Annotated in this window: 17 protein-coding genes; 8 read left to right on the top strand and 9 right to left on the bottom strand. The window is 63.7% G+C overall.

What is annotated here, in order from left to right:
- Positions 1 to 120 precede the first annotated feature (120 nt).
- Both ACZI8Q_RS10620 and ACZI8Q_RS10615 read left to right on the top strand, forming a co-directional pair.
- Positions 121 to 459 (top strand): GNAT family N-acetyltransferase, encoded by a 339-nt coding sequence (locus ACZI8Q_RS10620; RefSeq protein ID WP_463373472.1) that lies wholly within the window; start codon positions 121 to 123, stop codon positions 457 to 459.
- A gap of 92 nt (positions 460 to 551) precedes the next feature.
- Complete coding sequence (locus tag ACZI8Q_RS10615; RefSeq protein ID WP_463373514.1) at positions 552 to 914, top strand: GNAT family N-acetyltransferase; 363 nt, start codon at positions 552 to 554, stop codon at positions 912 to 914.
- A 22-nt stretch (positions 915 to 936) separates the two neighbouring features.
- Here ACZI8Q_RS10615 and ACZI8Q_RS10610 read toward each other — a convergent pair whose 3' ends face one another.
- The 3 genes from ACZI8Q_RS10610 to ACZI8Q_RS10600 are packed head-to-tail and all read right to left on the bottom strand — an operon-like array spanning position 937 to position 3324.
- Positions 937 to 1740, bottom strand: a complete 804-nt coding sequence (locus tag ACZI8Q_RS10610) for an exodeoxyribonuclease III (protein ID WP_463373471.1) — start codon at positions 1738 to 1740, stop codon at positions 937 to 939.
- 9 nt (positions 1741 to 1749) lie between these two features.
- Entirely contained in the window at positions 1750 to 2712 is a 963-nt protein-coding gene (locus tag ACZI8Q_RS10605; protein WP_463373470.1) for an N-acetylglutamate synthase, CG3035 family, read from the bottom strand.
- A gap of 12 nt (positions 2713 to 2724) precedes the next feature.
- Complete coding sequence (locus tag ACZI8Q_RS10600) at positions 2725 to 3324, bottom strand: peptide deformylase (RefSeq protein ID WP_463373469.1); 600 nt, start codon at positions 3322 to 3324, stop codon at positions 2725 to 2727.
- A 181-nt stretch (positions 3325 to 3505) separates the two neighbouring features.
- On the opposite strand from ACZI8Q_RS10600, the gene ACZI8Q_RS10595 reads away from it, so the two are divergent.
- The 6 genes from ACZI8Q_RS10595 (at position 3506) to ACZI8Q_RS10570 (ending at position 9501) form a co-directional block, all read left to right on the top strand.
- Positions 3506 to 3892, top strand: coding sequence for a DUF3263 domain-containing protein (locus tag ACZI8Q_RS10595; protein ID WP_463373468.1), 387 nt, complete (start codon positions 3506 to 3508; stop codon positions 3890 to 3892).
- Positions 3893 to 3946: 54 nt separating this feature from the next.
- The gene (locus tag ACZI8Q_RS10590) at positions 3947 to 4537 is read left to right on the top strand and encodes a LytR C-terminal domain-containing protein (protein ID WP_463373467.1); all 591 of its coding nucleotides are present in this window, start codon (positions 3947 to 3949) and stop codon (positions 4535 to 4537) included.
- 75 nt (positions 4538 to 4612) lie between these two features.
- Positions 4613 to 5335: a superoxide dismutase[Cu-Zn] gene (gene sodC, locus ACZI8Q_RS10585; RefSeq protein ID WP_463373466.1), complete on the top strand. Its 723-nt coding sequence runs from the start codon at positions 4613 to 4615 to the stop codon at positions 5333 to 5335.
- Between the two features lie 57 nt (positions 5336 to 5392).
- Entirely contained in the window at positions 5393 to 6517 is a 1125-nt protein-coding gene (locus ACZI8Q_RS10580) for a glutamate--cysteine ligase (RefSeq protein ID WP_463373465.1), read from the top strand.
- A 242-nt stretch (positions 6518 to 6759) separates the two neighbouring features.
- The gene (locus ACZI8Q_RS10575) at positions 6760 to 8091 is read left to right on the top strand and encodes a lipase family protein (protein ID WP_463373464.1); all 1332 of its coding nucleotides are present in this window, start codon (positions 6760 to 6762) and stop codon (positions 8089 to 8091) included.
- 63 nt (positions 8092 to 8154) lie between these two features.
- Positions 8155 to 9501, top strand: coding sequence for a DUF5933 domain-containing protein (locus ACZI8Q_RS10570; RefSeq protein WP_463373463.1), 1347 nt, complete (start codon positions 8155 to 8157; stop codon positions 9499 to 9501).
- On the opposite strand, the gene ACZI8Q_RS10565 is transcribed toward ACZI8Q_RS10570, so the two are convergent.
- The 6 genes from ACZI8Q_RS10565 to ACZI8Q_RS10540 are packed head-to-tail and all read right to left on the bottom strand — an operon-like array spanning position 9467 to position 15674.
- The gene (locus ACZI8Q_RS10565) at positions 9467 to 9808 is read right to left on the bottom strand and encodes a monovalent cation/H(+) antiporter subunit G (protein ID WP_463373462.1); all 342 of its coding nucleotides are present in this window, start codon (positions 9806 to 9808) and stop codon (positions 9467 to 9469) included. The two genes, ACZI8Q_RS10570 and ACZI8Q_RS10565, sit on opposite strands and share 35 nt — an antisense overlap.
- On the bottom strand, positions 9805 to 10062 hold the full coding sequence (locus ACZI8Q_RS10560; RefSeq protein ID WP_463373513.1) for a monovalent cation/H+ antiporter complex subunit F: 258 nt from the start codon (positions 10060 to 10062) through the stop codon (positions 9805 to 9807). The genes ACZI8Q_RS10565 and ACZI8Q_RS10560 overlap by 4 nt, the downstream gene beginning before the upstream one ends.
- Positions 10062 to 10637, bottom strand: a complete 576-nt coding sequence (locus ACZI8Q_RS10555) for a Na+/H+ antiporter subunit E (RefSeq protein ID WP_463373461.1) — start codon at positions 10635 to 10637, stop codon at positions 10062 to 10064. Before ACZI8Q_RS10555 ends, ACZI8Q_RS10560 begins: the two co-directional genes overlap by 1 nt.
- Entirely contained in the window at positions 10634 to 12259 is a 1626-nt protein-coding gene (locus ACZI8Q_RS10550; RefSeq protein ID WP_463373460.1) for a Na+/H+ antiporter subunit D, read from the bottom strand. Before ACZI8Q_RS10550 ends, ACZI8Q_RS10555 begins: the two co-directional genes overlap by 4 nt.
- Positions 12256 to 12837 (bottom strand): Na(+)/H(+) antiporter subunit C, encoded by a 582-nt coding sequence (locus ACZI8Q_RS10545; protein WP_463373459.1) that lies wholly within the window; start codon positions 12835 to 12837, stop codon positions 12256 to 12258. The genes ACZI8Q_RS10550 and ACZI8Q_RS10545 overlap by 4 nt, the downstream gene beginning before the upstream one ends.
- Entirely contained in the window at positions 12834 to 15674 is a 2841-nt protein-coding gene (locus ACZI8Q_RS10540; protein WP_463373458.1) for a Na+/H+ antiporter subunit A, read from the bottom strand. Before ACZI8Q_RS10540 ends, ACZI8Q_RS10545 begins: the two co-directional genes overlap by 4 nt.
- Between the last annotated feature and the right edge of the window lie 194 nt (positions 15675 to 15868).

Genomic DNA, 15868 nt, shown 5'->3' with positions numbered 1-15868 from the left:
TCTGCGAGTCCCGAGACTCGCAAAGCGCTCACAGGGCCAAGGCCCTGACAATGCAGCGCCCCATCTGTATAAAAGAGTGTTGTGGATCACATTTCGATTACGACGCGCGCAGGAGGTCCGATGCTCGACTCGGCGTACGTCGATGTCACCGACAACCGTGATCAGAACCGGTTCGAACTCCGGCTCAGTGGTGATTTGGTGGGCATCATCGGATACTTCGACATGGGTGACGCCCCCGTTCAGGGGTGCCCGGTGATCTCCTTCATGCACACGGTGATCGTCGAAGATTTCGGGCATCGCGGTTTGGCCGCGGTCTTGGTCGGCCGTGCCCTCGAACTGGCCCGCGAGTACGGATGGAAGGTCAAACCCGTGTGCACCTACGTTCAACGATTCCTTGCGAGTAATCGGGACTATCGAGACGTCGTCGTTCCACTGCCGCGTCCCGCCGGTTCGCGTTGAGGCCCAGTCGGATTTTCGAAGGTGTGACGATTCGGCTGCAAGCTGAAACGTTTCGGTGGCGCGGACGTGGAGATGCTGGTTCCATGAGTGATATGGAACACATTTCGAACAGTGCTGGTCCGTCGGGAAGTCAGGCGGCAACAGAACTTCTCGTTGTCGACAACCCCGCCCACGAGCGCTTCGATCTGTGGCTCGGCGACGAGCTCATCGGCATTCTCGGGTACCGCGACGAGGACGATATCCCTGGGTTCACAGCGAAGCCGGGTGAGGCCGTCGCTTTCATGCACACCGTCGTGAAAGAAGAGCACGGAGGCAGGGGAATGGCCGCGATCCTCGTCCGTGAGGGTCTTGCGGCCGCCCGCGTGAAGGGATGGCGGGTGCGCCCCATCTGTACGTACGTGCAGCGCTACCTCGCCGCGCATCCGGAGGAGAACGACCTGCTCGTCTCCGACTGAAGGTAGCAGGCCATCCCGCTGATCACTCGCCGATATCGACGATGACCGGCGCGTGGTCGCTGGCCCCCTTGCCCTTGCGTTCGTCCCGATCGATCGACGCCTTGTCTACGCGCGCGGCCAGGGCAGGTGACGCCAGCGCGTAGTCGATGCGCATGCCCTGCCTCTTGGGGAACCGGAGCTGCGTGTAGTCCCAGTAGGTGTATACACCGGGCCCCGGGGTGTGAGGACGAACGACGTCTGTGAACCCGGCCTTTTCGAACACCGCGAACGCGTCGCGTTCGGGCTGGGACGTGTGCGTCTTGCCGTCGAAGAACGACGGATCCCACACGTCTTCGTCGGTGGGGGCAACGTTCCAGTCGCCGACGAGCGCGATCTGCGCGTCCGCGTCGCTCTTCAGCCAGCCCTCGGCGTCGTCTCGAAGCCTGGCGAGCCACTCGAGCTTGTATGTGTAGTGCGGGTCGTCGAGAGCACGTCCGTTCGGGACGTACAGACTCCAGATGCGCACCCCGTTGCAGGTGGCACCGATCGCACGGGCCTCACGAATCTGCTCGGCCTCGGGGTCTTTGTGGAACCCGGGTTGGTCGGCGAAGCCGATCTGCACGTCGTCGAGGCCGACACGTGACGCGATGGCGACGCCGTTCCACTGACTGAGGCCCACGTGCGCGACCTCGTAGCCCAACTCGCTGAACCGCTCGAACGGAAACTGCTCGTCTTTGCATTTGGTTTCCTGCATGGCGAGCACATCGGTGTCGGTTTTCTGCAACCAGTCGATGATCCGATCGGTACGGGCACGGACGGAGTTGACGTTCCAAGTAGCAATTCGCACGAATCCAGACTATCCGGCGCCACCGACATTCTCGGTGGCGTACCGGTATCGGTGGTGATCGATGAATCCGAGGGAGCGGTACATCGCTCGGGCGCCTTCGTTTTCTGCGGCAACCTGCAGGTAGGCGTGGGTAGCGCCCTTGTCTCGCCCCCACTTGACGACGTCGCCACAGATCAGCGTCCCGATACCGTGCCGGCGGTGTTCCTCGGCAACTTCCACCGCGGTGAGCCCGACCCAGATCCGGCCGTCGTACGCTGGGGTGATGGAGCCGCGAGCCACCGCGATCAGGGTGGAGTCCTGTGATCCGATGCGTGCGAACGCCACCTTTCCCCCGCGAACGGCAGTGAGAACCTCCACCGCGAAATCGGGCAGTGCATTGCCGCGGTAGCGGTACAACGCCAGCCAATCCGGGTCGGGCCGGGAGTCGATGGCGGCAACCGGGTCGCCCTCGGGAAGCACGAGGTTGTCGATGTCGGCCGCCATCACGATCACGTCGTCGCTGATGTTCCAGCCTTCCGGCACGGCACTCAGACGATCCGGCAGCAGCAGGCGCAATGGCCGGTCCCGGTCCGCGTACCAGGTGCGCAGTCGCTCGACCGTGGGACCGTCGAGCGGGGCGACGGTCCCGGGTTCACCCAGTGGAGTCGCAGAGTTGGCGCGGCCGGTGAAACCGTGGCCGTATCGGCACAGCCAGCCGTCCACCCATTCGAACTCGACCCCCGGCCAGCCGTCGGCGGACACGAGCTCGAGGTGCCTGATCTCGCTGGTGCGGATCGGCCGAGGAGTCAACGCCTTCATGGCCACCACCCGATCCATGGGGATCTCGACAGTGTTGCCGTCGGCCGTACGCACGGACACGGACCTCTCGGTCTTGTCCAGCCATCCGATGACGTCGGTCATCGGATGAGTCGAGCCCGGTGGCAGGCGATACCGGACAACCACCCGGCTGCCCGGTGGAATGTCCGTCGTCATGCTCGCCCGGTGTCAGTCGTCATCTTCGTCGTGACCGAACGGGTCCTCGACGGTTCCCGGCATCCAGCTCAGGCCCGGCACGCCCCAGCCTGCGCGTTTGATCGTCTTCTTCGCGGCGCGGGCATTCCGCCCGATCAGCATGTCGACGTACAGGAAACCGTCTAGATGACCGACCTCGTGCTGGAGCATGCGGGCGAAGAATCCGTGGCCTTCGATCTCGATTGCGCTGCCGTCGGCGTCCGTGCCCGTGACCTTCGCCCAGTCGGCGCGTCCGGTAGGGAACTGCTCGCCGGGGACCGAGAGGCAGCCCTCGATGTCGTCTTCGGGGTCCGGCATCGTCTCGGGCCGTTCGGACGTCTCGAGGACCGGGTTGACCACGACGCCACGCCGCCGGTGGGTGTTGCCGTTCTCGTCGGCATCGGGGCAGTCGTAGACGAACAGCCGTTTCGCCACACCCACCTGGTTGCCGGCGAGGCCGACACCGTTGGCTGCGTCCATGGTTTCGTACATGTCCGCGATCAATTGGGCGAGTTCCGTGGGCGATTCGGTCACAGCTTCGGTGGGGGCGTGCAGGACCGGGTCGCCGACGATCCGAATGGGAAGGATGGCCATGACCGTCGAGGATATCGGCCGCGGCACGCCAGTGCTGTTGTGACCCCTATCCGGCCGCATCGTGGTTGAATGGTTACCGAAGCACATTGGTGTAATTCGTTCCCGGTCGGCCACGCGATCGGGGAGTCGGGGGTACGTGGTTTCGCTGAATGCGAGCGAAAGTTAGCAGTCGAGGAGTGACATGGACGGCGCAACAGCGCGTAGCCAGAACCAGTCAGACAACAACGACGTCGCCGGCAGCAGCGGAAACGCCGCAGGAATGCCCAATGCTGCCGGTATGCACGAGGCTGCCGGTATGCACGAGGCCGGCGTCGACGGACTCACCCGCCGCGAACACGACATCCTCTCCTTCGAGCGCCAGTGGTGGAAGTACGCCGGAGCGAAAGAAGAGGCCATCAAAGAACTCTTCGACATGTCGGCAACACGCTATTACCAAGTGCTCAACGCGCTGGTGGACCGACCGGAGTCCCTCGCAGCGGACCCGATGCTGGTCAAGCGGCTGCGCCGGTTGCGCGCGAGTCGACAGAAAGCCCGCGCGGCACGCCGTCTCGGATTCGAAGTCACGTAGGCGTTGTTCGCCTCTCGAACCGCCTGCTGACCCACGACAGTTAAGGTCGTCCAGGTGAGCACTCAGAAACCCGCATCGTCCGGTCCGCCGCTGCGCGCACTTGCCATGGTGCTGATTGCTCTTGCGATTCTGTTCGCAGGGCTGGGATTCGCATCCATGGGCAAGGCCGATTCCCAGGAGACCGCATCGTCGTCGGTCACCACGTCGGCCGCTGCGGCTCCCACGACCACGAACTACGCGTCGGCGCCGACTCCAGGTTCCGCTGCGAACAATGCGTACGCGAACAACTCGACCACGACCGACGAGACCGCGACCACGACCGAGACGAGCGCGGCCGCCACCACTTCCTTGAGTGAGGCCGACAAGACCGCAGTAGCCGTGCGGGTTCTCAACAACAGCAGTGTCACCGGTCTTGCGGGAGATACTGCCTCCGAGCTCACCAGTTCCGGATGGACCGTGACGGCAACGGGCAATTACGGCGCGACCACGGTCCCGTCGTCCACCGTCTATTACGGCACAGGCGACACCGAGGAACAGGCGGCAAAAGAGATCGCCACCGAACTCGGGATCACTGCGCAGCCCCGGATTCCCGCAATATCCGACTATTCGCCGGGGGTCATCGTCATCATGACGGCAACGGGCTGAGACCGGCGCGGCGCGGCGGTTCGGCCGTCGTTATGATCATGTGTACTTCCTCGCCACCTCAAAGGAGCGGTTTCGATGTCGAGTTCCACTCGTCGCATGTCCTGGCGTGTCGTCACCCCGGTAGTCGCGCTTGCTGCACTGGGTATGACCGCATGCAGCAACAGTGAGGAGCCGAGCGACTTGCCCGGCACCACACCTCCCGTGTGGACGGGTGCCGCAGATCCCGAGGCACACGGCGCGCAGGGCGGACACGGCGCGCAGGGGCAGGAAGCAGAAGGGCACGGCACCGAGGCCGAAACCGAGGGTGCCGGGCTGACTTCCACGCTCGAGGATGCATCCGGTGCCGAGGTCGGCACCGCCACCTTCACCGAGTCCGACGGCGACGTGAGGATCGAGCTCACCGCGCAGGGGCTCACTCCCGGTTTCCACGGATTCCACATTCACTCCGTAGCCAAGTGCGAGCCCAACTCGGTGGCACCGTCGGGCGGCGAACCAGGCGACTTCAAGTCGGCAGGCGGACACTTCCAGGTCGAAGGACACCAGGGGCATCCGGCAAGCGGTGATCTCACCAGTGTCATGGTGACCGGCGACGGATCGGCACACCTTGTGACCACCACGGACGCATTCACACTCGACGATCTCCGCAATGGTGGCGAGGGTACGTCCGTGATGATCCACGAGGGCGCGGACAACTTCGGCAACATCCCGACCCGCTACGCCCCGGCTCCCGACGAGGAGACCTTGAGCACCGGTGACGCCGGCGGCCGCGTCGCCTGCGGTGTCATCGCCGGAAGCTGATCCCAGAGCAACTTGTAGATCGAACCACACCACTTCGTGGTGTGGTTTGATCGGCATGTGGTAGTTCACTTCCCGGGTTCGCCCCGGCCGACACTGGGTGTCGAGTGGGAGATCGCGCTCGTCGATCGGGACACCCGCGATCTGTCCAATACTGCTGCAGAGGTCTTCGATGCGGTGGCGAAGCTCGCGGGCGACGAGACCCCGCGGATCACGAAAGAACTGCTACGCAACACCGTCGAACTCGTCACCGGTATTCATTCCACGGTCGGCGAGGCGATGGGCGATCTCGACGAATCGCTGGGTCTGCTGCGGAGAGCGGCGAATCGGCTCGGCGTCGAGCTGATCTGCGCCGGCACCCACCCCTTCGCACAGTGGTCCAGTCAATTGGTCACGAGAACACCGGATTACGACGAGCTGATCGAGCGCACCCAATGGTGGGGTCGTCAGATGCTGATCTGGGGAGTTCACGTCCACGTGGGTGTGTCGTCGCCGCGCAAGGTGTTTCCCATACTCAACGCGCTGTTGCAGCGCTACCCGCACCTGTTGGCCCTGTCGGCTTCGTCGCCCATGTGGGCCGGGGTCGACACCGGGTATGCCAGCAATCGCGCGCTGATGTTTCAGCAACTCCCCACCGCAGGGTTGCCGTACCAGTTTCCCAATTGGGACCAGTACGAACGATTCATCGCGGATCAATTGAAGACCGGTGTGATCACCAAGGTCGGCGGCATGCACTGGGACATTCGTCCGGCCCCGCAGTGGGGGACCATCGAGGTGCGCGTGTTCGACGGGATCTCTTCACGGACGGAGTTGAGTGCGCTCGTCGCTCTGGTGCATTGCCTGATCGTCGATCTGGATCGGCGGTTCGAGGCGGGCGAGAACCTGCCGAACATGCAGCCGTGGCACGTCAAGGAGAACAAATGGCGGGCCGCGCGGTATGGCCTGGACGCGGAGATCATCCTCGACGAGCATGCCAACGAATGTCTCGTCACCGACGATCTGTCGGATCTGCTCGACCGATTGCATCCCACTGCCGTCCGGCTGGGTTGCGTCGACGAGCTCGCGTCCGTCGCGGACATTCCGCGTCGGGGCGCGTCGTATCAGCGACAACGGAGAGTGGCGGAAGAGAGCGGTGGAGATTTGGCCGCAGTAGTCGATTCACTGGTTCGAGAACTCGGGACGTAATCGAAGAACCCCAGGCGTCCGTGTTATGCGAACGAGACAACAGGCTGCGTTCCGCTGCGCAAATGTTACACATTATGGGGTGTTCAACGGCTCCGAACCGTACCGGTCGGTGCGATCATTCGAATGGTGGTATCGAGCTAAACGTCGAATCGTCAACCAGATGACGGAGTCGCATCGTGAACAGATCGTGTATCCCACTCGCGGCAGGAATGGTTTCGATCTCCCTGCTTTCCGGTGTACTTGTGCCTGCCGTATCAAGAGCGGATCCCCTGCTGCCCGGACTGCCTGCCATTCCGGAATCGCCACAAAGTTTCATAGATTCCCTGGCGCCCCCACCCGAACCCGGAACCGGGTACGAGCCAGTTTCACCGGCGGCAGAGCTACCGCCAGGCAAGGCCAAGGACGCTGGACTCGAAGCGTATTACTCCACAATCCTCCCCTCCGACATCGGCGACCCGTTCTTCGATCATTACCCAGACGATCTGTCTCGACTCGACCCGGGCACCATCATCACTCGCCGCGACATCACGGCAACTGCAGCGCCCTTCGTGGGGGCTGGGGTGGCCCGCGTCGACCAGTTGAAGTTCCGAAGCGAAGACGGCATGGGTCGCCCCACGTTCGGTACCGCGTCGTTGATCGTGCCGTCGACCGAATGGGAAGGCGAAGGTGACCGGCCGGTCGTTGTGAACAACACGCCGATCGACTCGTTGGGCCGTAAGTGCACGCCCGGATACACGATGGCGCACGGCATCTCACTCACGACGAATCCGGTGGATTACATCCCTCCGGTGACCGCGCTCGCCGCGCAACGCGGATACGCGGTGCTGGTTCCGGACCACCAGGGCCCGCGCATGGCATACGCGGCACCGCGGGTCGCCGGCCATATCGTTCTCGACTCGCTGCGCGCGGTCCGGTCTCTGGGCGGCGAGTTCGACACCAGTCCGATAGGGATGACTGGTTATTCGGGTGGTGCCATCGCCACCAATGGTGCAGCAAAATTGATCGACAGCTACGCACCAGAATTGAAAGGGTTCGTGAAGGGCGCGGCGTTGGGAGGCACCCCGCTCGACTACGAGGTGTTGTCCTCGAGTATGTCGGGCGTACTCAATCTTGCGAAGGGGTTGCTGGTTGCCGCGGGATTCGGAGTTGCTCGCGAGAATCCCGATATCCTCACCAAGGTCAACAATCCCACCTTGCAAGTTGCCCCCATATTCAAAGACCTGTGCACCATTCCGCTTGCGATGCTCGGCGGGTTGACGATTCCGGTGGATTTCCTGTCCAACATGGAGAATCCGTTCCAGTCGGAATTCGCGCATGAAATATACGATAGAACCCGTATGGCGGATGTTCCGTACGGGGCGCCGCTCTACGTGTACAACGGTGCACAGGAATTCTGGGTTCCATCGGTGATGGCGACCGATCTCTACGCAGAACAATGCGCACTCGGCACACCGTCGGTGTTGCGCCTGCCGATCGGCGAACATTTCATCGCCGCGTTGAGCGGTTTTCCCGAGGCGATGCAGTGGTTGGATCAACGACTGCAGGGAGTGCCGGCGCCGAACGAGTGCGGATGACGTAGGACACGCTCCGCTCGGGGGTGATCCACTCACCGTTCACCAGGTGTTTACTATTGTCCGGTGCTGATCGACAGGGTGGCCGAACCTCGACCGGGTGGGGGGCGCATCGGGCGTACGGTCCTGCTGGTCGGCGGCGGCGCGATCGTCTTGATTCTGGTCGCTCTACAGGTCTTTGCCACGATTCGTGGCTTCCAAGGACCGCTCGAGAGTCTCCTGCGTGATTACGTCGCCACACCGAAGTCCGCCTCCGTCTCCTGGGCCGGCCTCGCGTTGGCCATGGTGGGATTTCGGGTTCGCGAGCGGGTCGTCGCGTTGTCCGCCGCAGCCGCAATCGACATCGTGGTGGCTGTGGTTCGCTACGGCGCGGGAGGTCCGCTGACGGTCGGAAACGGCGCCACATGGGTGCTCACCGCAGTCGGCGTGTACGCGGCCTGGCAACTGAGTGGCGAGCGGCGCCGCGACGCGCTCATCGGCGTCGGACTCGGTGCCCTGCTCATCATTGCCACCAAGTTCGGCGACGCATGGTTGCAGATCACGATCATGGCCGGCCCGGCCGTGCTGGACGAGTACGTGCAACTCGCGGACCATGCGCTCGGCAATCCGTCCTGGTATTTCGGTCAGTTCGTCGATGCCCTCGGACCGGCGGGGTACGCCGTGCTGCACTGGGTGTACATCGAACTGCCCGTTGCGGCGATCGCGGTCGCCTTCTATCAGTTGCGCAATGGCTGGCCGTCACACCACCTGGTGCGCACCTTCCTGCTGATCGGACTGATCGGCCCCGCGTTCTACATTCTGTTTCCCGTGGTCGGTCCCATCTTTGCGTTCGGTACCGAGGGGCAAGGGTTCCAGATCGGCAACTATTGGCCGACCACCGTCCCGGTCCTCGACTTGTCGCCGAATCCTCTCGACTTCGACGCGGTGAGCCCGCGCAACTGCATGCCGAGTCTGCACACCGCCTGGGCTCTGGCGTTGTTCATTCATTCACGTAGAGCGCACTGGGCAGTACGTGCCGGCGGTACGTTTTGGTTGCTGTGCACCCTCACGGCGACGCTGGGGTTCGGCTACCACTACGGCGTCGATCTCGTCGCCGGTGCGGTACTGACTCTGACACTCGAATCCGCTCTGCGCGATCCCGAACGCGGATGGGGCTGGTTCCGGATCCGACTCGTCGCCGGCGGTGCGCTAGCGATGGCTGCCTTGCTGCTGAGCTACCGGTACCTCGCAGTGCCGATGGCGACGTCCCCCGAGATTGCGGGTCCCCTGACGTTGGGTGTGCTGGCCACCATGGCCCTGGCGTTCTACGCCACCTTCTTCGCCCGGCCGGGCACGCAGTTGGCGCTCTGGGGTGGTCGAGATTCCCCCGCGACGCCCGTCAGCGACGACGTTCGGAGTCTTCCCATTCGCTGATCATGTCGAGCCCGTCCTGACTGCGCTGCTCCCGGTACACCACGCGTCCCACCCGGTGAGCGATGACCGAGGCGGTGAACAGCGTGAAGATGCAGGCGAGAATCAGCATCCAGATGTCGACATTGCCGCGCAGGATCACCACCGCCCCGGCCAATACCAGGAGCAGCCCGATCACCTGGGGTTTGGTCGCGGCGTGCATACGGCGAAGAGTGTCCGGGAACCGGACGATACCCACTGCGGCGGTGAGGGCGAGCAAGGATCCGGACAGCATGAGAACGGATCCGAGGACGTCGAGCATGGTACTCATTTGTCACTCACCCTGAATCGTGCAACAGCCACGGAGCCGATGAAGCTCACGAGGGACAAGGCCACGATCGACGGAACGATCGTGGTGTCACCGCTGTAGGCGGCCCACACCGCCAGACCACACATGGCAACGGCGATCAAGGTGTCGAGCGCGACGAGGCGATCCAACGACCCGGGCCCGTCCAGCAGTCGGTATGTGGTCAATATGGCGGCTACAGCGAGGATGATGCCGGTCACCGCCGCGACGGTTGCTATCACTTCGTCTCCTCCGGCAGTGCGGGGCCCTCGTCCATGGGTTCCGACGAATGCCACGGGCTCGGCTTCCAATCGGCGTCACGCTCGAAGGAGGCGACGAAAAGCCGCTCCAACTGGGCAATCGTCTCGTAGAAGTGGTTGACCGCCTTCTCGGACCCGACGTCGAGGACGTGGATATACGCGATGCGCCGGGGTTGATCGATCTCGAGCACCATGGTTCCGGGAATGAGGTTGATGACATCTACGCACAGGGTCAGGACGAGGTCCGATTTGAAGTTCAGGTGATACCGAAGGACTCCGGTGACCGGTGGTGGACTCGGGCGGATGGCGAGCCAGGCAACCTGCAGGCTCGATTGCGCCGCATACCACATAGCCAGGCCGGTCAGCTGAATCAGTGAGAACAGGTGAATTCGCCCCTCGACCGGAACCTTCGGAAGTGGCAACAAGACCATGATGAGTGTGCCCACGGCGAGGCCACCGACGATGTTGGCGATACTGATGTTTCCCCACAGCAGCACCCACACCGTGGTCAGCCATGCGAGAAGACCCAGTTGACGTAGTGCGCCGCGGTTCATCGGGGACCCTCCGCTACTCCGCCGACTCCGGCGTCCTCACCGAGAACGGCCTCGATGTAGGTCGAACGATCACGGAGATCGTGGGCTGCGCGGTCGCTGATGTCGATGAACGGGCCGGCGAACACCGTCATCGCCAATCCGACCACGACCAACGCCACCGTGGGGACCAGCATGAGTACCGGTATCCGGCCCACGTCTTCGCGGTCGTCGAACGCGATGTCTGCTTCGGACTCGTCGAGCAGTGCGGACGGACCGACGTCGGCCAGGTCGCCCTCGGGGGCATCGGCTCGCGCTCGCCAGAATGCCTTCGTCCACACTCGGGCGACGGCATACAAGGTCAGCAGGCTGGTGACGATACCGCCGGCCACCAGTACCCAGGCGAGCACGCTCGCTTCGGCGGCACCGGCCTGAACGAGCGCAACCTTCCCGATGAACCCGGAGAACGGTGGGATTCCGCCGAGGTTGAGAGCGGGGACGAGGAAGACGATCGCGAGGACGGGACTTGCGGCGGCCAGCCCGCCGAGGCGTCGCAGCGACGCCGAACCGGCCTGACGTTCGATGAGTCCGACGACCAGAAACAGCGTGGTCTGCACCAGAATGTGGTGCGCGACGTAGTAGATCGCGCCGGCCAGGCCGGCCTGAGTGGACAGTGCCACACCGAACACCATGTAGCCGATGTGGCTGACCAGAGTGAAGGACAGCAGACGCTTGATGTCGGTCTGGGCGATGGCGCCGAATATGCCCACCAGCATCGTCAGTAAACCGCATACCATCAGGACGGTGTCGAGTTCGCCACGCGGGAACAGCAGTGTGTGTGCCCGGATGATCGCGTAGATACCGACCTTCGTCAGAAGGCCGGCGAACACCGCGGTGACGGGTGCAGGGGCCGTCGGGTAGGAGTCGGGAAGCCAGGTCGACAGCGGAAACACCGCAGCCTTGATACCGAACGCGACGAGGAGGACACCGAAGATCGCGGTGCGGGTTCCCGACGGGATCGAATCGAGGCGCAGCGCCATGTCCGCGAGGTTCAGGGTTCCGGTCGCGGCGTAGGCGAAGGCGATGCCGGCCAGGAAGATCAGGGACGAGACCATCGACACCATCACGTACGACACGCCTGCTCGGACCCGGTCGGCGCTGGACCCGAGGGTGAGCAACACGAAGCTCGCCGCGAGGAGCACCTCGAACCCGACATAGAGATTGAAGAGGTCACCGGCGAGGAACGCGTACGAGATTCCTGCTGTCAGAGCCAGATACGTGGGCACGAAGATCGAGACGGGCTGGGCCTCACCGCCGTCGTGAATACCCTGACCGACGGCGTATGCCATGACGGCCAGCAGCACGATCGACGACACCACGAGCATGATGGCAGCGAGCCGATCGACGACGATGGTGATACCGATCGGCGACTCCCAACCGCCGACCTGCATCGCGGTCGCGCCGTGCTCGTCGGCCAGTGCGAGCAGCGTCGCCGACACCGCTACGACCGCGAACAGTGCGGCGAGCGTGATGTAGCGCTGAATGCGTGGCTGACGCCCCAGGATCAGTGTGGCGGCGGCTGCAAGCAGCGGGATCAGGACCGGCAGGGGAGCGAGGACCGTGATGAGGTCACTGGACAGTGTCATTTCTTCGGTCCCCCTTTCTCCGTGATCTCGTCCGTGATCTCGTCCGTGTCGTCGTCGAAGTCGCCGTCGTGGAGGTCTTCGTACACCTCGAGGTCTTCGAGGTTCTCCAACTGGTCGATCGGGATCGGATTGCCGTGCTTGTCGAATGCGTCACCGCTGAAACTCGGTGCACCGGTGACGGGGTCGTCGGAACGGTCGCGGTCCGGGGCGTCCGCAGCGGAACGTCGCCGCAGGACCTTGATGTCCTCGGGGTCGTTCTGAACCACGTCTGCGGTGGTGATCTTGAACGAGCGGTAGGCAAGCGCGAGGACGAAGCTCGCGATACCCATGGTGATCACGATGGCCGTGAGGATCATGGCCTGGGCCAGTGGATCGGCCATCTCGTCGTGCACCGAATCACGGCCGACGATCGGCGGGTTTCCGTCCTCGCCGCCGGAGGTGAGAATCAACAGATTGACTCCGTTGCCGAACAGCAGCAGACCCAGCAACATGCGGGTGATGCTGCGTTCGATCAGCAGATAGACGCCTGCCGAGATCAGAACGCCGATCACGATCAATATGCCGAGGTTTGCGCTCATCGCTGCCCCACCTCACTCGCCATCTCGACCTGGGCGTCGAGTCTTGCGCCCAGACTGCGAAGGACGTCGAGTACCAGGCCGACCACGATCAGGTACACACCGAGGTCGAAGAACAACGACGTGACGAGTTTGATGTCGCCCAGCAGTGGCAACGTGACTTCGAGTACCGCGGACGACAGTGCGGGTGCACCCAGGAACAGCGAGACCAGGGCCGTGCCGGCCGCGAAGGTGAGACCGAGTCCGAGGATCTTGCCCGCATCGATGGGGACCGTCTCGCCGAGTTCGTACCGGCCGCCGGCCAGGTAGCGCAGCACCAGCGCCAGACCTGCGGTGAGGCCGCCGGCAAAACCACCGCCGGGGGCATTGTGTCCGGAGAAGAAGAAGTACACCGACAGCACCATGATCACGGGGAACAGGAACCTGGTGGTCACCTCGAGGACCAGTGATCGATGCTGAGGATCGATCAGATCGCCGCCCAGCAGCCAGGTGGTGGTGTCGGAACCGGAGTCGCTGGTGGTGCCGGGGGCATCGGCGACCCGCGGGGCGGTGCCGAACCGACGGGTGCGGAACACCAGGCTGGCGACGCCGGTGGCGGCAACCAGCAGCACCGAGATCTCACCGAGGGTGTCCCAGGCACGAATATCGACGAGGAGCACGTTGACGACGTTCTTGCCGTTTCCGATCTCGTACGCGGCTTCCGGGAGCCGCAGGTGGATGGGCACCGAATTGCGGGCGTTGATCGCGTAGGCGGCGATCGTGGTGATGGTGGTGCCCACGGCGACGGCCAGTGCGGCACGCGGGAGCTTGAATCCGATGGCCTTCGATTCGTCCACCTCTGCGGGCAGCTTGCGAAGAACCAGGACGAACACCACGAGGGTCACGGTCTCGACCAGGAACTGAGTCAGCGCGAGATCCGGCGCACCGTGCAGCGCGAAGAGAACACCGAGGCCGTAACCGGTCAGACCGACCAGGATCACGGCGGCGAGGCGGTTGCGCATCACGGTGGCTGCCAACGCGGTGCACACCATGATGGCGCCGATGGTCAACTGCAGTGACGTGTCCCAGATCCGGATTTCCGGCCGGGTGGTGGTGCCGATAACCAGGAGCACCATCGGGACGATCACAAGGGTCGCAAGAATTGTCGTCTGGGTCAGGGGCAGGGAGCCGCGCTGGGTGGCGCCCGTCAACCGCATCGAGATGGTGTCCATCGCTCGCAACGTGGCGTCGTACATGCGGTCCGCGTTGCCGAGCGGTGATCTCTCGAACTTCAGCCGCGCAACGACGGTCTGTGCGGCGAAGAGCGCGGTACCGGCCGCGAACACCAGCAAGGTCAGCAGAAGGGGTGCGTTGACGCCGTGCCACAGGCCGAGGTGGTAGTCGGAGCCTTCGCCTGCCGGAAGCGTCGTGGTGTACGGGGTGAGCAGTTTCTCGAGTTGCGGTGACGCAATGCCTGCGACCAGTCCGAGAGCAGCCAGGAATGCGGGGGCGGCGAGGAACAGGGCACCGGGCGTCTTCATGCCGGCAACCGCGGGACTGGGGCGCTGAAGTTGTTTGCGGCCGAACGCGCCCCACATGAACCGCACACTGTACGTCAGGGTCAGGATCGAGCCGACCACGATGGCCGCAACCGTGGCGATCGACGCCCAGTCGTCGAGCGGCTGCGCGTGAAGGACGGACTCGAGTGCGGCTTCCTTGCCCACGAAGCCGATCAACGGTGGGATACCCGCCATACTCGCGGCTGCTGTCGCTGCGATGATCGCGAGACCGGGGGCTTTGTGGCGCAGGTGTGCGAGCTTGCGAATGTCGCGGGTTCCCGTGGTCTTGTCGATGACGCCGACCACCATGAACAGTGTCGCCTTGAACATGGCGTGTGCGACGACCATCGTCATCCCGGCGAGTGCCGCGTCTCGGGTACCGATTCCGACGAGCACCATGATGAAGCCGAGCTGACTCACCGTGCCGAAGGCGAGGACCAGTTTGAGGTCGTATGCGCGCAGCGCCCGCCAACCGGACAGAATCATCGTGATCAGTCCGAGCACGATGATCGTGTATCGCCACACGCTCGTATCGGCGAATCCGGGAGCCAGACGTGCGACCAGGTAGACGCCGGCCTTCACCATCGCCGCCGCGTGCAGGTAGGCGCTGACCGGTGTCGGCGCGGCCATGGCGCCGGGCAGCCAGAAGTGCAGTGGGACGATTGCGGATTTGGACAGTGCGCCGACGAGGATCAGGGCTATCGCGACGCCGGTGAGCCATCCGGTCGGGGGAGCCTCGAGCAACTCGGATAGTTGATAGGTGCCGCCGACCTGCCCGAGGATGATGACACCGACCAGCATGGCGAGTCCGCCCGCCGTCGTGACCAGGAGTGCCTGGGTTGCGGCGCGTCGACTCGATGCGCGCTCCGCATAGTGCCCGACCAGCAGGAACGACAGGACGGTGGTCAGTTCCCAGAAGGTGTAGAGAATCAGCAGGTTGTCGCTGACGACCAGGCCGAACATTGCTCCGGCGAATGCGACCATTTCGGCCGCGAAGATGCCGAGGCGGGGTTCGTCGTCTGTGAAGTATCGGGCGCAGTAGACGAGGATGAGCGCGCCGATACCGAGGACCAGGACGGACATGATCGCGGCGAGGGGATCGAACCAGAGGTCGATGTCCATCGACATGCCTGGAACCCAGGTGATGTGTACGGTGACTTCTTCACCCCAGTGCGCGATGACCCATCCGAGACTGACCAGTGGGACGAGCGACAGCGGGTAGAAGGCGTTGCGACCGAATTTGCGCACGACCAGAGGCGCCGAAACAGCGGCTACTGCATGAGCAATCAAGATCGCAAGCAAAGGCACTCCGTCGGAGTTCGGGGCGGCGGGGTGTCGGTACGGATGTACCGAGACGCGTGTAGACCTTTCGCTTGGCTAGCGAGATTGGGCTACGAATCCATAGTACTGGGTAACTATTCGGTACCGAGAACCGCCGCAAACCGGACGAACGTAACGGAACCGTTATATGTGCGCCGGATCACTCGACGATTCCT

The organism is Rhodococcus quanlei (genome assembly GCF_055231015.1).
The sequence above is the reverse complement of the archived record's forward strand: the minus strand, read 5'-3'. Positions and strand labels throughout refer to the sequence as shown.